Origin of the sequence: Streptomyces sp. NPDC097981, from assembly GCF_040302565.1 — a bacterium.
Lineage (GTDB): Bacteria > Actinomycetota > Actinomycetes > Streptomycetales > Streptomycetaceae > Streptomyces.
In genome coordinates, this window is record NZ_JBEORW010000024.1 from 1 (window position 1) to 17,704 (window position 17,704).

A 17,704-nucleotide genomic window follows, 5' to 3' on the forward strand; every position below is an offset into this window, starting at 1 on the left:
AACCAGACGATTGCTCAACTTTTTGCCGGCAGCCGTGCGGCGCGCCGCGCCGCAGGCCACGGACACCCCCGTGCGGCGGGGGAGCCGGGTGGCCCGATAGCCTTCGGCTCATGACCGCACCGCTTTTCTCGGGTAGGGGCCGCCGCAGCGTCGCGGCCCTCGGAGCCGTGTCCGCCGGCCTCCTCCTTCTCTCCGCCTGCGACAAGCCGACGCCGCTGGCGACCGTGACGGTCGGCACGCAGTCGGTGTCCACCGAGGCCGCCTGCTCCGACGACAAGGAGCTCTCCATGGACAAGGTCCAGGAGTGCCTCACCGACCTCAAGGGCGCCAAGACCATCGAATACGGCCGCGGGGACACCCTGCGTCTCGGTGTCGAGCCGGAAGTCGTCGAGGACGGCAAGCGGTGGCAGGCGGTCCTGGACGGCCAGCCGATCACCGAGCCCTCCTCCAACACCTACCGCAGCTTCCCCGGCGCCGACCTCTTCGCCACCGGCGGCCAGGGCGAGGCCCCGTCCTCCAAGAAGCTGAACATCGTCCAGGTCGGCGAGGACGGCAAGCCCCTCGCCGTCTGGGCCTACAACGTCAAGCTCAAGTAGTCCCGTACCGACGGTGCGCGCGCTCATCGTGACCGCGGTGGCGGCGGAGGCAGACTCCGTCGCCGCCGGTCTCACCCCTCATCCGGACCCGGTGACACCGGAGCCGCGCGTCCTTCCCTGGGGGTCCCCCCGGACGAAGTCTGGGGGAGGATACCGCACCTCCCGGCGTGATCTGCCCGGCCTCGCCGTCGACGTCCTCGTCGGCGGCGTGGGACCGGCCGCCGCCGCGGCCGCCACGGCCACCGCGCTCGCGCTGGCCGACTACTCCCTCGTCGTCTCCGCCGGCATCGGCGGCGGGTTCCAGCCCGCCGCCCCGGTCGGCTCCCTCGTCGTCGCCGACGCCGTCGTCGCCGCCGACCTCGGGGCCGAGACCCCCGACGGCTTCCTCGACGTACAGGAGCTCGGCTTCGGGCACAGCGTGCACCTGCCGCCGGCCGAGCTCGCCGCCCGCGCCGCCGAGGCCACCGGGGCGCTGCTCGCGCCCGTGCTGACCGTCTCCACCGTCACCGGCACCGCCGCCGGCGCGGCCCGGCTCGCCGCCCGGCATCCGCTCGCCGGGGCCGAGGCCATGGAGGGCTTCGGGGTCGCGGAGGCGGCCGCCGCGCACGGGTTGCCCGTACTGGAGATCCGCGCCGTGTCCAACGCCGTCGGCCCCCGCGACCGCGACGCCTGGCGGATCGGGGAGGCGCTGGCCTCGCTCACCGCCGGATTCCGCGCCCTGGGGCCCGTACTCGTCCATTGGGGAGAGCACCGACATGAGTCGTGACCCGCGTCCCGCGGTCAAGATCGCTTATTCGCCCTGTCCGAACGACACGTTCGTCTTCGACGCCTGGGCCCACGGGCGGGTCCCGGGCGCGCCCGGCCTCGACGTCACCTTCGCCGACATCGACATCACCAACGGCATGGCCGAGCGCGGCGAGCTGGACGTGCTGAAGGTGTCGTACGCGGTGCTGCCCTGGGTGCTGGAGGAGTACGCCCTGCTGCCCTGCGGCGGGGCGCTCGGGCGCGGCTGCGGGCCGCTCGTGCTGACGCGGGAGCCGGATGTGGACCTGGCGGGGAAGACCGTCGCCGTGCCGAGCGAACGCTCCACCGCCTACCTGCTGTTCCGGCTGTGGGCGGCGGACGTGCTGCCGGACGGGGTCGGCAAGGTCGTCGTGCTGCCGTTCCACGAGATCATGCCGGCCGTCCGCGACGGCCGGGTCGACGCCGGACTGGTCATCCACGAGGCCCGGTTCACCTATCAGGACTACGGGCTGCACTGCCTTGCCGACATGGGCGAGCACTGGGAGTCCACGACCGGTCTGCCGATCCCGCTCGGCGCGATCATCGCGAAGCGCTCGCTGGGCTCCGAGACCCTGCACGCGCTGGCCGAGTCGGCCCGTACGTCGGTCCGGATGGCCTGGGACGATCCGGAGGCCTCCCGCCCGTACGTCCGCGCCCACGCGCAGGAGCTGGACCCGGCCGTCGCCGACCAGCACATCGGGCTGTACGTCAACGAGTTCACCTCGGACCTCGGCGACGACGGGTACGCGGCGGTGCGCGGGCTGTTGACGCGGGCCGCGGCGGAGGGTCTGGTACCGGCCATCGCGCCCGGTGCGCTGGCCTTCCCCTAGGCAGCTTTCACGCCGGTACGACGGTGCCCCGGCCCTCTGCGGAGGACCGGGGCACCGTCGTGCGTACGGCTCAGACGTCGAGCTGGTCGGCCACCGCGCGCAGCAGGCCGGCGATCTTCGTGCCGTGCACCTTGTCGGGGTAGCGGCCGCGCTCCAGCATCGGAGTGATGTTCTCCAACAGGGTCGTGAGGTCCTGCACGATCGAGGCCAGCTCGTCGGGCTTGCGGCGCTGCGCGGCCGCGACCGAGGGCGCCGGGTCCAGCACCGTCACTGAAAGCGCCTGGTCACCGCGCTGTCCCGCGACGACTCCGAACTCGACTCGCTGGCCGGGCTTGAGTGCGTCGACCCCGGCCGGGAGCACCGACGAGTGGACGAAGACGTCACCGCCGTCGTCGCGGGAGAGAAAGCCGAAGCCCTTCTCACTGTTGAACCACTTGACCTTGCCGGTAGGCACGTCCGTCCTCTGTCCTTGTGCTCGTCGGGGTCCGGTCGCCGCGCGGCGGCTCCGGATAACAGCGCAGCGGGTCATGGTGACCCGCTGTATCCAGGCTAGTGGGCGATCGACAGGTGACAAGACGTTCCCCGGTCCTTCGCCGGCGCTTCGCTGTCGGCTGCTTCGGCCAGGGAACTACCCTGGTGGGGTGACTGTTACTCCTCGTTCCGACGAAGCCCGGCCCGGCGACGGGCTGGTCCGTGCCGGTGGCATCGTGTTCATCGTGGGGGCCGTCGCGACCCTCGTGACGATCGCCCCGCTGTTCCTGCACATCAAGCCGTTCCCGCCGTCCGCGTGGGCCGTGTGCATGCTGATGGGCGTCGGCTTCGCCATCTCGGCGGCGGGTGTGCTGCGCTCGGCGGCGGCCCAGCGCCGGGCCGCCCGCGCCTCCCAGGCCTGAGCCGGCCTGAGCGGGCCTGAGCGGCCGGGCCCCTGCGGATCAGACCGTCTGCGTGCGGACGTACTCCGCGAGCCACTGCGGCAGCGCGGTGAGGTCCGCCAGCACCACGTCCGCGCCCGCCTCACGCAGTTCCGGCTCCGGGCACGGGCCGGTCGGGACCGCCACCGACAGCGCGCCGGCCGTGCGGGCACCGCGGACGTCGCCGACGTGGTCGCCGACGTAGACCTGCGCCCCGTACTCGCGCAGCGCGCCCGCCTTGGCCTCGGCCCACAGCCAGCCGATGACCGCGTCGGGCTCGATGCCGAGGTGCGCGAGGTGCAGCCGGGCGTTGGGCTCGTGCTTGGCCGTGACGACGATCGCGCGGCCACCGAGTGCCTGGACGGCCTTGACGGCCTCGCGGGCGCCGGGCATCGCGGGCGTCGACTCGATGGCGTAGGTGGGATAGATCTCGCGGTAGCGGTCGACCATGGCGTCGATCTCCGACTCCGGGAACCAGTACGCGAGCTCGTCCGCGAGCGGCGGCCCGAGCCGCGTGACCGCCTCGTCGGCATCGATGAACGTGCCCGTCTCGGCGGAAAGTGCCTGGTAGGCGGCCTTGATACCGGGGCGCGAGTCGATGAGGGTCATGTCGAGGTCGAAGCCGACGGTCAGCTGGGCGGACACGGCGGGCGCGGTGGCGGTCTCGGGGCTCATGCCGGCCATTGTGCCGAGCCGGGGCGGACGCGGGGGAACCCGAGCTTTTCACTCCCGTGAAGCGGAGGCGGATTCCCGCCGGCCGCCGATGACGCCCCGGCCCCGGCGCCGCCTCCCGGTGCCGCCGGGTCCCGGAGGCACCCTCCCGCGGACGGCCGGCCTCGCGGATCGGGTGTCCCAGGGCAGGCAACGCCCGGCAAACATCGCCGGGCGGGCATCGCCAGGCAGGCACCACGGGCAGGCAACGCAGGCAGCACCCGCCCGGCAGGTGACGCGGAGCGGCACCACGGGCGTCGCCGAGTGGGTGTGGGATGGGGGCGGGCAGGCCTAGCGGCGGCGGGAGCGCCAGGCCAGGTACAGGGCCGAGGCGATGGCCGCGGCCCTGGCCAGCCAGGGCCACATGCCCTGGAAGACCCCGCCCAGTCCCTCGTCCGTCAGCGGCTCCCCCCAGCGCCCCTCCAGCCTGCCCCACAGCCACACCACCGCACCCGCGAACACCGCCCCCGGCAGCCCGAAGACGACCCACTTGCGCTCGGCCGGCCCCAGGACCCGCGAGGCGTACGCCAGCAGCCAGCCGCCGACCAGCAGCAGCCAGGACCCGGTGACGGCACCCGCCACGAGCACGACCGCCGCCAGCAGCAGGAACGCGTGCGGTTTCGGGCGCGGGGCGGCCGCCGCCGCGGGCGCCGCCGGATCCGCCGCGGCCCCGGCCGACTTGGCCTGCCGGCGCTCCTTCAGGAACCGTACGAGGCCCCGTACGCCGGACCCGTCCGCCGCGGCCGCGGCGCCGGCCGGAGCGGCCGCGGGCTCCGGCTTCTCCTCCACCGGGTCCTTGAACAGCTCCGGGATCTCCAGCCCGCCCGCGAAGCCCTCCACCTGCGGCCCGGCCCCGTACGACCCCGGCGCGACCCGCCACCAGTCGGGCTCCGCCCCGCCGCCGGAACCGAGTTCATCGAGCCCGGCCAGGTGCGGCGGCGCGGGCGGGGACTGCGCCGGGCGCGGCGGCGGCACCGCCTTGCGGCGCAGCCGGCCGGGCCCGCGCTGGGCCGGCACCGCCGGGGCGGCATCGGGCACCGCGGCCGCCGTAGCCGGGGGCGGGGGCGCGCCGACGCCGTCGAGGACCTCCTCCGGCGTGCCGATCCGCTCCAGGATGCGGCGCACGGCCGCCGGGGTCTCCGGCTCGTACTTGGCGCGCCGCCGGTCGATCTCGTCCCGCAGCCCTGCCACCAGCCGCATCCGGTCCCCGGAGGACAGCTGCCGCCGCTGCGCCAAGTCCCCGACCCGGCTCAGATATTCGTAGACCAGATGGTCGCTCTCGATCCCCATGCCCGGCTCCTCCCGTACCACCCTGTCGAAAGGTAGCGCGTGCGCCCGTGGAGCGGCCGAGGGCACAGCGGATACCGTTGGCCGGATGGGGACCGGCCGACGCGACCATGGAGGCGACCGTGCCTGAGCCAAGCAGCGCTGCGGGAAGCGCCACAGCAAGCAACGCCCCGCGCTCCCTCGCCGAGGCGCTGCGCGCCCGCGACGACGCATCGCTCGCCGCCCTGCTGCACGCGCGCCCGGACCTGCTCGGCCCGGTGCCGGGCGATGTGACGCAGCTGGCCACCCGGGCCGGGACCCGGGCCTCGGTGGTCCGTGCGCTGGACCGGCTCGACCGGTTCGCGCTCCAGACCGCGGAGGCCCTCGCGGTGGCCCCGGACCCGTGCCCGTACCCGGTGCTGGAGTCGCTGCTGGCCGGTGAGCACGGCGGCAGCGGCGCGGACGACGAGGACAACGGCGCCCGCGCCGAACTCCCCCGCGCCCTGGCCACCCTGCGCGACCAGGCCCTGGTCTGGGGCGACGACGAGCGGCTCCGGCTGGTCCGCACCGCCCGCGAGCTGCTCGCGCCGACCGCCGGCCGGCCCTCCCCCACCGGCCTCGGCCCGACCGTCGCCGAGGCCACCGCCGGGATGTCGCCGACCCGCGTCCAGGAGATCGTGGCGGCCGCCGGGCTGCCCGCCACGCACGACCCGGTGTCCGCGGTGACCGCGCTGACCGGCCTGTTCACCGATCCGCAGCGGATGTCGGCGCTGCTGGACGAGGCCCCGGCGGAGGCCCATCAGGTGCTGGGCCGGCTCGTGTGGGGGCCGCCGTACGGGGAGGTCACGCCGAACCCGGCCCCGCCCGTGCGCTGGCTGCGCGACCGCGGTCTGCTGCTGCCCGCGTCGGCGCGGACCGTCGTACTGCCCCGCGAGGTGGCGCTGCACCTGCGCGGCGGACTCGCCCACCGGGTGACCGAGCCGGTGGCGCCGCCGGTGGCCGTGGACCGCGAGCACCGTCCACAGCTTGTGGACGCCAACGCGGCCGGGCAGGCGCTGGCCGCGCTGTCCACCGTCGAGGAGCTGGTGAAGTCCTGGGAGCACGCCGGGCCGCCGGTGCTGCGGGCGGGCGGGCTGTCCGTACGCGACCTGAAGCGGACCGCGGCCACCCTGGACACCACGGAGCCGATGGCCGCGTTCTGGGCCGAACTCGCCTACGCGGCCGGACTGCTGGCCAGCGACGGGGAGGCCGACGAGCGGTACGCGCCGACCCCCGCGTTCGACGACTGGGTCGAACTCCCGCCCGCCGAGCGGTGGTCGGCCCTCGCCGCGGCCTGGCTGCCGGCCACCCGCACCGCCGGCCTGGTCGGCGACCAGGACGCCAAGGGCCGCACCCTGTCCGCGCTGGGCCCCGAACTCGACCGCTCCGCGGCCCCCGAGGTGCGCCGGCGCGTCCTCGAACTCCTCGCCGCCCTGCCCGAGGGCGGCTCGGCCGACCCGGACGCACTCCTCGCCCGGCTCGCCTGGGAGCGCCCCGTACGGGGGACGAGCGCGCTGCGCGCCCGCCTCGCGCAGTGGACGCTGGCCGAGGCAGAGGTGCTGGGCGTCACCGGCCGCGGCGCCCTGTGCGCGCACGGCCGCGCGCTGCTGGAACACCGGGACCCGGCGCCGCTGCTGGCGCCGCTGCTGCCGGAGCCCGTGGACCACGTACTGCTCCAGGCCGACCTGACGGCGGTCGCGCCCGGGCCGCTGCGCCGGGCGCTCGGCGATGTGCTGGCCGTGCTCGCGGACGTGGAGTCCAAGGGCGGGGCGACGGTTTACCGTTTCACGCCCGGCTCCGTACGGCGGGCCCTGGACTCCGGGCGGACCGCCTCCGATCTGCACGCCTTCCTCGCCGAGCACAGCATCACCCCGGTCCCGCAGCCGCTGGCGTACCTGATCGACGACGTGGCCCGGCGCCACGGGCACCTGCGGGTCGGTGCGGCGTCCTCGTACGTGCGCTGCGACGACGACGGCATGCTGAACGAGATCCTGGCCGACCGGCGGTCCGCCGGGCTGGGCCTGCGGCGCCTGGCCCCGACCGTGCTGGCGGCGCAGGCCGAACCGGGCGCCCTGCTCGACGGGCTGCGGGCGCTGGGCTACGCGCCGGCCGCGGAGTCGCTGACCGGCGACGTCGTGGTCGCGCGGGCCGACGCCCGTCGCACCCCGGCGCGTTCGGCGCCGGTGCCGGTGCCGGAAGGCCCGCCGGTGCCGGACGCGACACTGCTGGGGGCGGCCGTACGGGCCATCCGCGCGGGCGACCTGGCGGCGACGGCGGTACGCAAGGAGCCCGCGGACCCGGCGGCCCCGGCCGGGGTCCCGGGCGAACTCCCGCGCACGAGCGCGGCGGAGACCCTGGCCACGGTGCAGGCGGCCGTGCTGACCGGGTCGGCGGTGTGGATCGGGTACGTGAACGCGGACGGCGCGGCGAGCCAGCGGGTCATCGCCCCGGTCCGGGTGGAGGGCGGCTTCGTCACCGGGTACGACCACACGGCGGACGAGGTCCGGACGTACGCGCTGCACCGGATCACGGGGGTGGCCGAGCTGGCGGAGGAGCACCTGTAGCAACTGGGCCGGGTCGGAAATCGGCTGGCCGGGAGCGGTGATCACCCGTCACTCTGACCCCATGTCCGAAACACCGAGCCGGCAGATCCGCGCAGCCCACACCGACACCACGGTCACCGTCTACCAGGCGTACGCGCCCCGGCTGGGCGTGCCCGCGGCGCGGGACGGCCGGTTCCCGCCCGCCTGGAAGCGCGAGCGCATGACGTGGATCAAACCGTCGTTCCTGTGGATGATGTACCGCTGCGGCTGGGCCACCAAGGCCGACCAGGAGACGGTGCTGGCCGTCGAGATCAGCCGCGAGGGCTTCGACCACGCGCTGCGCCACGCCTGCCTCTCCCACTTCGAACGCGGCACGCACGCCGACCGCGAGGCGTGGCAGCAGGCCCTGCGCGACTGTCCCGCCCGCGTCCAGTGGGACCCGGAGCGCGACCTGCACCTGAACCCGCTGGCCCACCGCTCGCTCCAGCTGGGCCTGTCCGGGGCGGCCTCGCGTGCGTACGCCGACGAATGGACGGTCTCCATCCGCGATGTGACCCCGCTGGCCCGGGAGATCCACGGCCTGGTCCGGTCCGGCGACGAGGCCGCCGCGCGGGCCCTGCTGCCCGTGGAGACGCCCTATCCGGCGGGTTCGCTGGAGCACCTGGGCGCGTAGCCGGACCACGCCGCGAAAAGCGGAACGAGACGCCTCGTTTTCCCAGGTCAGAGGGGGTCGAGAGGGTTCCGGTTCCTGTTGCAGAGCGGTGACAGACGGGCGATGGATCAGTGATCCACAGCGTGCGAAGATCAGTTCATCGCAGCAGCGGCCGAGGGAAAACGAACCGGCGCGAGAGCGACACTCCGCACCACCCGGCCCGGCGCTCTGCCGCGGCCACTTCGCTCATCGTCTTCACCCTCGCTGTGCCCTCGCTCGCTTTCTCTTGCCTTCCGCCGGCCGCCGCCGCTCTGCGCCGCTCGCCTGCCCTTCGTGATTCCTTGGGGGGATTCCGCCATGTCCGCTCGCACCGCCACCCGCCGTCACTTCCGCTCCGCGGCCGCCACCGCCGTCATCGCCGCCGTCGCCGGTACCGTCCTGATGCCTCTGTCGGCGTACGCCGCCCCGGCCGCCGACAACCAGCACTCGCTGAAGGTCACGCTGGGCGCCCCGGCACCGAGCGGCCCGCTGACCCGCGGCGGCGCGGCGGAGACCTTCGAGCTGACCGTGACCAACCCCTCGGACAAGCCCTCCTCCTTCCACCCCTGGATCATCGGCGAGGCCGCGGGCGCGAGCCCGATCCAGCGCGCCGACATCGTCTACAAGGTCGAGGCCGTCAGCGCCCCGGCGACGAAGTTCTCCGTCGGCTCCCAGGACGGCGGCTGGCAGGGCCTCTTCCAGCCGGCCGACAAGCCGGCCAGCGAGGGCTTCGAGGTCCCCGCCGGCTCCAAGCTGACCTGGAAGGTCACCATCGGCCTCGCCAAGAGCTACCCGACCAACGACGGCGACTTCAAGATCCGCGCCACCAGCTACAGCGCCGAGGTGGCGGACGGCGGCGACGCCTCCCTGACCTTCAAGGCGGATCCGGCGATCAAGACGGGCACGCTGGAGACCTCCTTCAAGAACATCGGCGACTGCAAGGGCGTCCCGGCGCTCCAGTGCCGGGAGATGGACCTGAGCTACCGGGTCACCGGCGACGGCGCGTTCGACACGGCGCTCCACTCCTGGCTGGACCTGACCTTCGGCTCCGACGTCAAGGTGCCCAATCTCCAGCTGTGGACGCTGGTCGACGGCAAGTGGGAGGGTCTGAGCACCTCCGACCCGTACAACTTCATGCTGCCGACGATCCCGAAGGGATTCAGCGCCGCCTCCGGCGAGCGCGTCCTGCGGCTGCGCGCCTCGTTCGGCCCGAACACGGACTTCAAGAAGGCCACCGACGTCACCCTGCACGCGGGCGTCGGCCTCCCCGAGGGCAACACCTACGAATTCTCCGGCGCCGACGCGAAGTTCCAGCTCGCCCCGCCCACCGCGACCACGTCGCCGTCGCCGACCCCGAGCAAGTCCGCGACCACGCAGCCTTCCACGAGCCCCTCGCCCTCCGCGTCCGCGTCCACGTCCACGTCCACGGTCGCCGTCGGCAACACCAACACCACCGCGAACGGCAGCACCGGCTCCCTCGCTCACACCGGCGCCGACTCCAACACCGGCCTGTACGCCGGCCTGGCCGCCGTCCTCGTCGCCCTCGGCGGGGCCGCCGCCTGGCTCGGCGCCCGCCGCCGCAACAGCGCCGCCCGCGGCTGATCCTGCACGCCCCGCACCACCGAAGGGGCCCGGCACACCACGTGACCAACAGCGTCCGCGGTGTGCGCCGGGCCCCTTCGGCGTTCCGCGCCCGCCTCAGCGGGCCGCGTAGTCGATCCGCTCCGCCTCGAACGGCCACACGTCGGCGAGCCAGCGCGTGACGGCGGCGTACAGGACCGTGTCGAGCGGGGCCCGGTCGGCCCGTACCCAGGAGCTGACGTGCACCCGCCCGGGCGCGTCCTTCCCCGGGTAGATGTAGAGGCACCCGATGACGTCGTCACCGTCCAGGACGCTGTACTTGAATCCTCCCCTCCCTGAAGGGAGGGGAGTCCTCACCCTCCAGGGCTGATCGGGGATTTCTGGCTCACGCTGCCAGATGGGGCAGCGCCCCGTCTGGTCTTACGCGATCAGCACCAGCCGGGTTGAGACCAGCCCGGACCAGCATCACGCGGGCGGAGTTCTTATCCCGGGGGGATACGGCTCCGCACGCGGTGCAGGCGTAGGTTCGTTCTGAGAGAGGTAGTGCGTGCTTGGTTGTCGCTCCGCACTGCGCGCAGTCCATGGTGGTGTGCGCGGGGTGTACCAGGTGCACGGTCCGTCCGTGCTTGCGGCCCATCTCGATCGACACGTATTGCCGTCACTCTCGGCGAGCTGGCGAAGCTACGGGACGTCAGTGGCATCGAGGGGCGCTTCGAGACAGGTCATGTCAGCCTGTCCGTCTTTCGCTTCGACAACGAGATGATCGTGACGCCGAGCCTGGCCCGCAAGGTCGGGCACGACTCACCGATGATGCACCTACGGCGTTGCCAGGCGGACGGCATGTTCGACCGCTTCGCTGCGCATGTCGAGGAACTGTGGGGCCGCGGGCGCGACATCCGCGGTTCCCGCGATGTCAGAGAGGTCGAACGCAATGGCCAGGCGTGACTACGAGGACGACCCGGACGCCCCTGAGGCCAACAGCCTGGTTCCGGCAGCGTCGGCGATCGTCGTGGACGGCGAAGGGCGCGTTCTCCTGCAGCGGCGCACCGACAACGGGATGTGGGCCCTGCCCGGCGGGAAGATGGAGCTCGGCGAGTCCATCGGGCAGTGCGCGGCACGGGAGACGCTGGAGGAGACCGGCCTCACCGTGGAGATCACCGGCATCGTCGGTACGTACTCCAACCCCGGCCACGTCTTCGCCTACGACGACGGCGAGGTCCGCCAGGAGTTCTCCATCTGCCTCCTGGCCCGCCCCACCGGCGGCACCCTCCGCACCTCGGACGAGTCCTTCGAGGTCGCCTGGTTCACCCTGGAGGAGGCGGCGGCACTCCCCATGGTCCCCGGCATCCGCAAGCGCATCAACGACTGGCGCGCGGGCAACGGTCCCGTCGTCCGGTAGGCCGCGACCCCCACACCGGGGCCCTGATACGGCAGACTGGAGGTTTGGCCGTCCGCGTCCGGGCAGCCACCCCACGCAGGAAAGGGACGTTTGTGAACGGGCCTCTCATCGTCCAGAGCGACAAGACACTCCTCCTCGAAGTCGACCACGAGCTCGCCGGTGCCGCGCGCCGGGCCATCGCCCCCTTCGCCGAGCTCGAACGGGCCCCCGAGCACATCCACACGTACCGGATCACCCCGCTCGGCCTGTGGAACGCCCGGGCCGCGGGGCACGACGCCGAGCAGGTCGTCGACGCGCTCGTCGAGTTCTCCCGCTACCCCGTCCCGCACGCGCTGCTCGTCGACGTCGCCGAGACCATGGCGCGCTACGGCCGCCTCACCCTCTCCAAGCACCCCGTCCACGGGCTCGTGCTGACCAGCACCGACCGTCCGGTGCTGGAGGAGATCCTGCGCTCCAAGCGGATCACCCCGCTCGTCGGCGCCCGGCTCGACCCGGACACGGTGGCCGTGCACCCCTCCGAGCGCGGGCAGATCAAGCAGACCCTGCTGAAGCTGGGCTGGCCGGCCGAGGACCTCGCCGGGTACGTCGACGGCGAGGCGCACCCGATCGAGCTGGAAGAGAACGGCTGGGCGCTGCGCCCCTACCAGCAGCAGGCCGTCGAGGGCTTCTGGCACGGCGGCTCGGGCGTGGTCGTGCTGCCCTGCGGCGCCGGCAAGACGCTGGTCGGCGCCGGGGCCATGGCGAAGGCCAAGGCGACCACGCTGATCCTGGTCACGAACACCGTCTCGGCCCGGCAATGGAAGCACGAGCTGGTCAAGCGGACCTCGCTGACGGAGGACGAAATCGGCGAGTACTCCGGAACCCGCAAGGAGATCCGGCCGGTCACCATCGCCACGTACCAGGTCCTGACGACGAAGCGGAAGGGCGTCTACCCGCACCTGGAGCTGTTCGACTCCCGGGACTGGGGCCTGATCCTCTACGACGAGGTGCACCTGCTGCCGGCGCCGGTGTTCAAGTTCACCGCCGACCTCCAGGCCCGTCGGCGGCTCGGCCTGACCGCGACGCTGGTCCGCGAGGACGGCCGCGAGTCCGACGTCTTCTCCCTCATCGGCCCGAAGCGGTTCGACGCGCCGTGGAAGGAGATCGAGGCCCAGGGCTACATCGCCCCGGCGGACTGTGTCGAGGTCCGCGTGAACCTCACCGAGAGCGAGCGGCTGGCGTACGCGACCGCCGAGACGGAGGAGAAGTACCGGTTCTGCGCGACGACGGCGACGAAGCGGAAGGTCACCGAGGCGCTCGTCGCGAAGCACCGGGGCGAGCAGACGCTGGTCATCGGGCAGTACATCGACCAGCTCGACGAGCTCGGCGAGCACCTGGACGCGCCCGTCATCAAGGGCGAGACCTCCAACGCGCAGCGGGAGAAGCTCTTCGACGCCTTCCGCGAGGGCGAGATCAGCGTCCTGGTCGTGTCGAAGGTCGCGAACTTCTCCATCGACCTGCCCGAGGCCACGGTCGCGATCCAGGTGTCCGGCACCTTCGGCTCCCGGCAGGAGGAGGCCCAGCGCCTGGGCCGCGTGCTGCGGCCGAAGGCGGACGGCCACGAGGCGCGGTTCTACTCGGTCGTCGCGCGCGACACGATCGACCAGGACTTCGCGGCACACCGCCAGCGCTTCCTGGCCGAACAGGGCTACGCCTACCGGATCATGGACGCCGACGAGCTCCTGACGAGCGACTGACCGCCGGGCCGGCTCACCTCACAGATCGTGGCCGAGTACGTGGTGTCGCGCGGGCGCCTGCTGCTCGTGGGCTTGAGGATCTTCGGCGACGCGGACATCCTGCTGCCCGAGGGGTGACCTCCGTACCGGAACCGGAACCGGAACCGGGACCAGGACGAGGTCCGGCGCCGGGGCCGGACGGCGGCGGGCGGCCGCCGTCCGGGCCAGGAGGGCGAGGGCGGGGACGGACCAGACCCACAGGTGCGGCCAGTCCGGCAGCAGGGTCCCGCCGGAGGCGGGCAGGTGCCCGGCCCAGAACTCGGCGGAGGCCTGCGGGAGGACCACCAGCCCGAGCAGGGCCGTACCGGCGAAGGCGCCCAGCGCCGTCAGCCCGGCCCGGATCCGGCCGGTCAGCAGCAGGTACGGGATGAACAGCGCCGGGGCCAGGGTGATCCCGGCGGCGGTGCCCAGCGCGAAGCCCTTGCCGAGCGCAGCGCGGGGCCGGTGCAGGTCCCACAGGACCAGGCAGGCGAGCGCCAGGTTGACCTGGCCGGCGAGCAGGCTCTGGAACAGCGGCTCCACCCACAGCCCGGCGATGGCGGCGGCCAGGACGGGCCCGGGCCGGGCCCGCAGTCCCGTGAGGCGGCAGGACAGCAGGACCAGCAGGACCAGCAGGCCGGCGTTGCCGAGGACGAAGACGGCCTTCAGGACGCCGGAGGGCAGCCAGGCGGCGGGCGTGAACAGGATCGCCGCGAACGGCGGGTACGCGGTGGGAGGGCGCCACTCGGCGGCGCGGAAACCGTCGACGAGGTCGTCGGCGGCCGGGATCCGCAACACGATGCAGAGCACCCCGAGCACGAGGAGCGAGCCCGTGGCCAGCACACCGGCCAGGGGCGACGGCAAGGGGCTGGGACGGGCGCTCCGGGTCACGCGCGTGACCCTAGTGGATCACCGGAGGGGCTCCGCTGCTATCCGGCCAGGCCGCTGCCCGGGGTGGACCGGGATGGACGGGGTGGACAGGGATGACGCCCGGTGGCGCGTACGCCGGGGACGGCCCGGATGGCCGTACGTGGCGGTGGTACGGGCGGTGGTACGGGCGGTCAGCGGCGTATGACGCCCGCGTCCTCGCCGTACTCGCCCAGGACGACGACGCTCACCGCGGCCGCCGCGAAGACCTTCGCGGCACGCAGGACGTTGCCCACCAGGTGGCGGGGCGGGGAGTCGGAGGTGGCGGTGGCGCCGCTAGGGCGGCCGCCCCGGATCGGGGTGAAGGTTGCGGTGCTCATACATCCATGGTGCGTTTCCGCCCCGGATTTCACATCGCCCCCGAGATGGAACCGCAGGCCCTCCCGCCTCCTCCTGCAGACCCATGCCGCCCCCTGGTGCCTCTGCCCCAGGTCTGACACTCCCCGGTATGACACCCGTACGGAGGTCCCGCCCCGGCGGGACCTCCGTCCCGGAAAACCCATTCGCGCCCCACCCGCGCACTGACTACAATCTCCGCTCTTGCCGCCTCCCGCCGCCGTATCGGGGAGAGCCGCCGGCCGGACGGAAACCGGCGGGCACAGTTCCGTACCGATCAGCAGCTGGAGGCATTTCCGTGTCCGCGCACGCCCCCGAAGCCGGCCTCGGCACCGGCCCCGGCGCCGGTTCCGCCGCCGCCGACGACGCCACCGACACCAACCCCCTGGACCGCGAGCAGGCCCACCTCACCGCCTCCCGCTCCGCGCTCCGCGCCATGCGCGCGGACGTCGAGGCCCTCGACATCCGCGACGTCACCGCGAACTGGGTCAACGCGATCGTCCTCCAGGCCCAGATCGACGACCGGATCAAGGCCCTCGCCGACCTCGCGCACACCCCCCTCTTCTTCGGCCGCCTCAACTACCTGCACGCACCCGGCGCCGAGCTCGCCGAGGGCGCCGAGGGCGAGCAGTTCTACATCGGCCGCCGCCACGTCCACGACGCCGACGGCGACCCGATGGTGATCGACTGGCGCGCGCCCGTCTCCCAGCCGTTCTACCGGGCCTCCAAGAACGACCCGCAGGACATCGCGCTGCGCCGCCGCTTCGGCTACACGGGCGGCGAGCTCACCGCCTACGAGGACGAGCACCTCTCCGACCCGGCCGAGGGCGCTGCAGTCAGCAAGCTGCTCCAGCAGGAGATCGAGCGGCCGCGCGTCGGCCCCATGCGCGACATCGTGGCGACGATCCAGCCCGAGCAGGACGAGATCGTCCGGTCCGGCCTGTCCGGTTCCGTCTGCGTGCAGGGCGGCCCCGGCACCGGGAAGACGGCGGTCGGCCTGCACCGTGTCGCGTACCTGCTGTACGCCCACCGCGAGCGGCTCGCCCGTACCGGCACGCTCGTCATCGGGCCGAACCGTTCCTTCCTGCACTACATCGAGCAGGTCCTCCCGGCCCTGGGCGAGCTGGAGGTCAAGCAGGCCACCGTCGAGGACCTGGTGACCCGCGACGGCCTGGAGGTCCGCGGCGCCGACGCCGCCGCGACCGCCGTCGTCAAGGGCGACGCCCGGATGGCGCAGGTGCTGCGCCGCGCGGTCCGCTCGCACGTCACCCCGCCCGCCGAGCCGCTGATGGTGGTGCGCGGATCGCGCCGGTGGCGGGTGCCGGCGTACGAGCTGGAGGAGATCGTGGCGGAGCTCCTGGACCGCGACATCCGCTACGGCGCGGCCCGCGACGCGCTGCCGCAGCGGATCGCGCACACCGTGCTCGTACGGATGGAGCAGGCGGGCGAGGCGCCGGACGACCGCGTCCAGGACTCGGTGGCCCGCAACGCGGCCGTGAAGGCCGCGGTCAAGGCGATGTGGCCGGTGGTGGACCCGGCGAAGCTGGTGCTGCGCCTGCTGTCGGACCCGGAGTTCCTGGCGGAGCACGCGGAGGGCGTCCTGTCGGACGACGAGCAGCAGCTCCTGCTGTGGGCCAAGCCGTTCCGGAGCGTGAAGTCGGCGAAGTGGTCGGCGGCGGACCTGGTCCTGATCGACGAGGCGGCCGACCTGGTGGAGCGCACGCACTCGCTGGGCCACGTCGTCCTCGACGAAGCGCAGGACCTGTCCCCGATGCAGTACCGGGCGGTCGGGCGGCGCTGCACGACCGGCTCGGCGACGGTCCTGGGCGACCTCGCGCAGGGCACGACCCCGTGGGCCACGCGCGACTGGAACGAGGCCCTCGCGCACCTGGGCAAGCCGGAGGCGGTGCTGGAGGAGCTGACGGCGGGCTTCCGCGTGCCGCGCGAGGTGATCGCGTACGCCTCACGGCTGCTGCCGTCGATCTCCCCGGGGCTGGCCCCGGTCTCCTCGGTCCGCGAGACCCCGGGTTCGCTGGTCGTCACGGAGACCTCTGACCTCACCGCCTCGGTGATCGAGGCCTGCCGTGCGTCCCTCGGTCACGAGGGCTCGATCGGCCTGATCGCGGCGGACGCACGGATCCCGGAGCTGGCGGAGGCCCTGCGGGCGGCGGGGATGGCGTACCTGTCGCCCGGCAACGAGACGACCGCGCAGGCGCGGCTGACGCTGGTGCCGGCCTCCCTGGCGAAGGGCCTGGAGTACGACTACGTGGTGCTGGACGAGCCTGCCGCGATCGTGGCGGGCGAGCCGGACGAGCGCACCGGCCTGCGGCGCCTGTACGTCTGCCTCACCCGCGCGGTCTCGGGCCTCACGGCCCTCCATGCGACCCCCCTGCCGGCAGCCCTGGCCGGGGCCTGACCCGGGGCCCCTGCCGCCGCGGCCGACGGGCCACGGCGGCGGGCGGCGGGGTCAGGCCGCCAGGCAGCGGGGCCGACGAGCCACGGCCGTACGGCGCGGCCGGGCGCCCGGGGCCGACCGGCCACGGCGGCCGGGGCAGCCGGGCCGACGGGCCGCCGGCGGCGCGGCGGCGCGGCGGCCGGGTCAGGTCAGGTCAGGCCAGGGCGGACCGCCAGGCGGCGACCGCCGACGCGGAGACCGGGCCCGCCCACCCGGAGGGCCGGGCCGCGCCGCCGATGTGGAACGCGTCGATGCCCGCGGCCCGCAGCGCCGGCACGTGGGACAGCGTCAGCCCGCCGCCCACCAGGATCTGCGCGGTGTACCCCGGCTCCCCCTGCCGCGCCGCCTCGGCCAGCAGCACCGGCAGCCCCGCGTCGACCCCGGCCGCCGACCCCGCCGTCAGGTACGTGTCCGGCGCCGAGGACTCCTTCAGCTCCGCGAGCGCCTTGCGCAGCCGGTCCCGGTCCGCGGCCCGGTCGACGGCCCGGTGGAAGGTCCACTTACAGCCGTCCAGCTCGGCCAGGACCGCCTCGATCGCCGTCAGGTCGGGGCTGCCGTCCGGGCTCAGGAACCCGAGGACGAACTCCCGCGCCCCCTCCGCGCGCAGCGCCCGCGCCTCGGCGACCAGCAGGTCCACCTCCTCGGCGGAGCCCGCCGCGAAACCGTCCGTCCTGCGGAGCATCACGCGCAGCGGGATGTCGACCGCGGCCCTGATCGCCGCGAAGGTCTCGCGCGGCGGGGTGAGCCCGTCGGCGGCCATGTCGGTGACCAGTTCAAGTCGGTCCGCCCCACCGGCCCGGGCCGCGACCGCGTCCTCCACGTCGAGGGCGATCACCTCCAGGACTGCACGGTTGCTCATTGGGCCCCACTCCTCCGGAAAAG

Annotated in this window: 19 protein-coding genes; 11 read left to right on the forward strand and 8 right to left on the reverse strand. The window is 73.8% G+C overall.

Annotated elements, in window-relative coordinates; all coding sequences use genetic code 11:
- Window positions 1-110 precede the first annotated feature (110 nt).
- From ABTY04_RS22785 to ABTY04_RS22795, 3 genes are read left to right on the forward strand one after another with little or no spacing between them, the layout of a single operon-like run.
- Window positions 111-596, forward strand: coding sequence for a DUF2771 domain-containing protein (locus ABTY04_RS22785; RefSeq protein ID WP_352215205.1), 486 nt, complete (start codon window positions 111-113; stop codon window positions 594-596).
- A gap of 13 nt (window positions 597-609) precedes the next feature.
- Window positions 610-1,362, forward strand: a complete 753-nt coding sequence (locus ABTY04_RS22790) for a futalosine hydrolase (protein WP_352215206.1) — start codon at window positions 610-612, stop codon at window positions 1,360-1,362.
- A complete protein-coding gene (locus ABTY04_RS22795; RefSeq protein ID WP_352215207.1) occupies window positions 1,352-2,209 on the forward strand; it encodes a 1,4-dihydroxy-6-naphtoate synthase in 858 nt (285 codons plus the stop codon). Before ABTY04_RS22790 ends, ABTY04_RS22795 begins: the two co-directional genes overlap by 11 nt.
- A gap of 70 nt (window positions 2,210-2,279) precedes the next feature.
- Here ABTY04_RS22795 and ABTY04_RS22800 read toward each other — a convergent pair whose 3' ends face one another.
- Window positions 2,280-2,663, reverse strand: a complete 384-nt coding sequence (locus tag ABTY04_RS22800; protein ID WP_030012939.1) for a cold-shock protein — start codon at window positions 2,661-2,663, stop codon at window positions 2,280-2,282.
- Window positions 2,664-2,850: 187 nt separating this feature from the next.
- Here ABTY04_RS22800 and ABTY04_RS22805 point away from each other — a divergent pair, with 187 nt between their 5' ends.
- Window positions 2,851-3,102, forward strand: a complete 252-nt coding sequence (locus ABTY04_RS22805; RefSeq protein ID WP_352215208.1) for a hypothetical protein — start codon at window positions 2,851-2,853, stop codon at window positions 3,100-3,102.
- 39 nt (window positions 3,103-3,141) lie between these two features.
- Here ABTY04_RS22805 and ABTY04_RS22810 read toward each other — a convergent pair whose 3' ends face one another.
- Together ABTY04_RS22810 and ABTY04_RS22815 are read right to left on the reverse strand one after the other, a co-directional pair.
- A complete protein-coding gene (locus tag ABTY04_RS22810; RefSeq protein ID WP_502996698.1) occupies window positions 3,142-3,804 on the reverse strand; it encodes an HAD family hydrolase in 663 nt (220 codons plus the stop codon).
- 318 nt (window positions 3,805-4,122) lie between these two features.
- Window positions 4,123-5,121 (reverse strand): hypothetical protein, encoded by a 999-nt coding sequence (locus ABTY04_RS22815; protein ID WP_352215210.1) that lies wholly within the window; start codon window positions 5,119-5,121, stop codon window positions 4,123-4,125.
- 107 nt (window positions 5,122-5,228) lie between these two features.
- Here ABTY04_RS22815 and ABTY04_RS22820 point away from each other — a divergent pair, with 107 nt between their 5' ends.
- The 3 genes from ABTY04_RS22820 (at window position 5,229) to ABTY04_RS22830 (ending at window position 9,972) form a co-directional block, all read left to right on the forward strand.
- Entirely contained in the window at window positions 5,229-7,700 is a 2,472-nt protein-coding gene (locus ABTY04_RS22820) for a helicase-associated domain-containing protein (RefSeq protein WP_502996699.1), read from the forward strand.
- 61 nt (window positions 7,701-7,761) lie between these two features.
- Window positions 7,762-8,352, forward strand: coding sequence for a DUF4291 domain-containing protein (locus ABTY04_RS22825; RefSeq protein ID WP_352215212.1), 591 nt, complete (start codon window positions 7,762-7,764; stop codon window positions 8,350-8,352).
- Window positions 8,353-8,688: 336 nt separating this feature from the next.
- The gene (locus tag ABTY04_RS22830; RefSeq protein WP_352215213.1) at window positions 8,689-9,972 is read left to right on the forward strand and encodes an LPXTG cell wall anchor domain-containing protein; all 1,284 of its coding nucleotides are present in this window, start codon (window positions 8,689-8,691) and stop codon (window positions 9,970-9,972) included.
- A gap of 96 nt (window positions 9,973-10,068) precedes the next feature.
- Here the strand turns inward: ABTY04_RS22830 and ABTY04_RS22835 are convergent, their stop codons facing one another.
- Complete coding sequence (locus tag ABTY04_RS22835; protein ID WP_352215214.1) at window positions 10,069-10,308, reverse strand: hypothetical protein; 240 nt, start codon at window positions 10,306-10,308, stop codon at window positions 10,069-10,071.
- Between the two features lie 28 nt (window positions 10,309-10,336).
- Entirely contained in the window at window positions 10,337-10,588 is a 252-nt protein-coding gene (locus ABTY04_RS22840) for a zinc ribbon domain-containing protein (RefSeq protein WP_502996701.1), read from the reverse strand.
- Window positions 10,589-10,716: 128 nt separating this feature from the next.
- Between ABTY04_RS22840 and ABTY04_RS22845 the strand changes: the two genes are divergently transcribed.
- The 3 genes from ABTY04_RS22845 (at window position 10,717) to ABTY04_RS22855 (ending at window position 13,086) form a co-directional block, all read left to right on the forward strand.
- A complete protein-coding gene (locus ABTY04_RS22845) occupies window positions 10,717-10,896 on the forward strand; it encodes a hypothetical protein (protein ID WP_352215215.1) in 180 nt (59 codons plus the stop codon).
- Window positions 10,883-11,350 carry an NUDIX hydrolase gene (locus ABTY04_RS22850; protein ID WP_352215216.1) on the forward strand — a complete coding sequence of 156 codons (468 nt, stop codon included), beginning with the start codon at window positions 10,883-10,885 and terminating at the stop codon, window positions 11,348-11,350. Before ABTY04_RS22845 ends, ABTY04_RS22850 begins: the two co-directional genes overlap by 14 nt.
- A gap of 92 nt (window positions 11,351-11,442) precedes the next feature.
- A complete protein-coding gene (locus ABTY04_RS22855; protein WP_352215217.1) occupies window positions 11,443-13,086 on the forward strand; it encodes a DNA repair helicase XPB in 1,644 nt (547 codons plus the stop codon).
- Window positions 13,087-13,104: 18 nt separating this feature from the next.
- Here the strand turns inward: ABTY04_RS22855 and ABTY04_RS22860 are convergent, their stop codons facing one another.
- A complete protein-coding gene (locus ABTY04_RS22860) occupies window positions 13,105-13,995 on the reverse strand; it encodes a glycosyltransferase family 87 protein (RefSeq protein ID WP_352215218.1) in 891 nt (296 codons plus the stop codon).
- 170 nt (window positions 13,996-14,165) lie between these two features.
- Window positions 14,166-14,351: a hypothetical protein gene (locus ABTY04_RS22865; RefSeq protein ID WP_352215219.1), complete on the reverse strand. Its 186-nt coding sequence runs from the start codon at window positions 14,349-14,351 to the stop codon at window positions 14,166-14,168.
- Between the two features lie 452 nt (window positions 14,352-14,803).
- On the opposite strand from ABTY04_RS22865, the gene ABTY04_RS22870 reads away from it, so the two are divergent.
- Complete coding sequence (locus ABTY04_RS22870) at window positions 14,804-16,783, forward strand: HelD family protein (protein WP_352215334.1); 1,980 nt, start codon at window positions 14,804-14,806, stop codon at window positions 16,781-16,783.
- Window positions 16,784-16,976: 193 nt separating this feature from the next.
- On the opposite strand, the gene ABTY04_RS22875 is transcribed toward ABTY04_RS22870, so the two are convergent.
- Complete coding sequence (locus ABTY04_RS22875; RefSeq protein WP_352215220.1) at window positions 16,977-17,681, reverse strand: copper homeostasis protein CutC; 705 nt, start codon at window positions 17,679-17,681, stop codon at window positions 16,977-16,979.
- Window positions 17,682-17,704 lie beyond the last annotated feature (23 nt).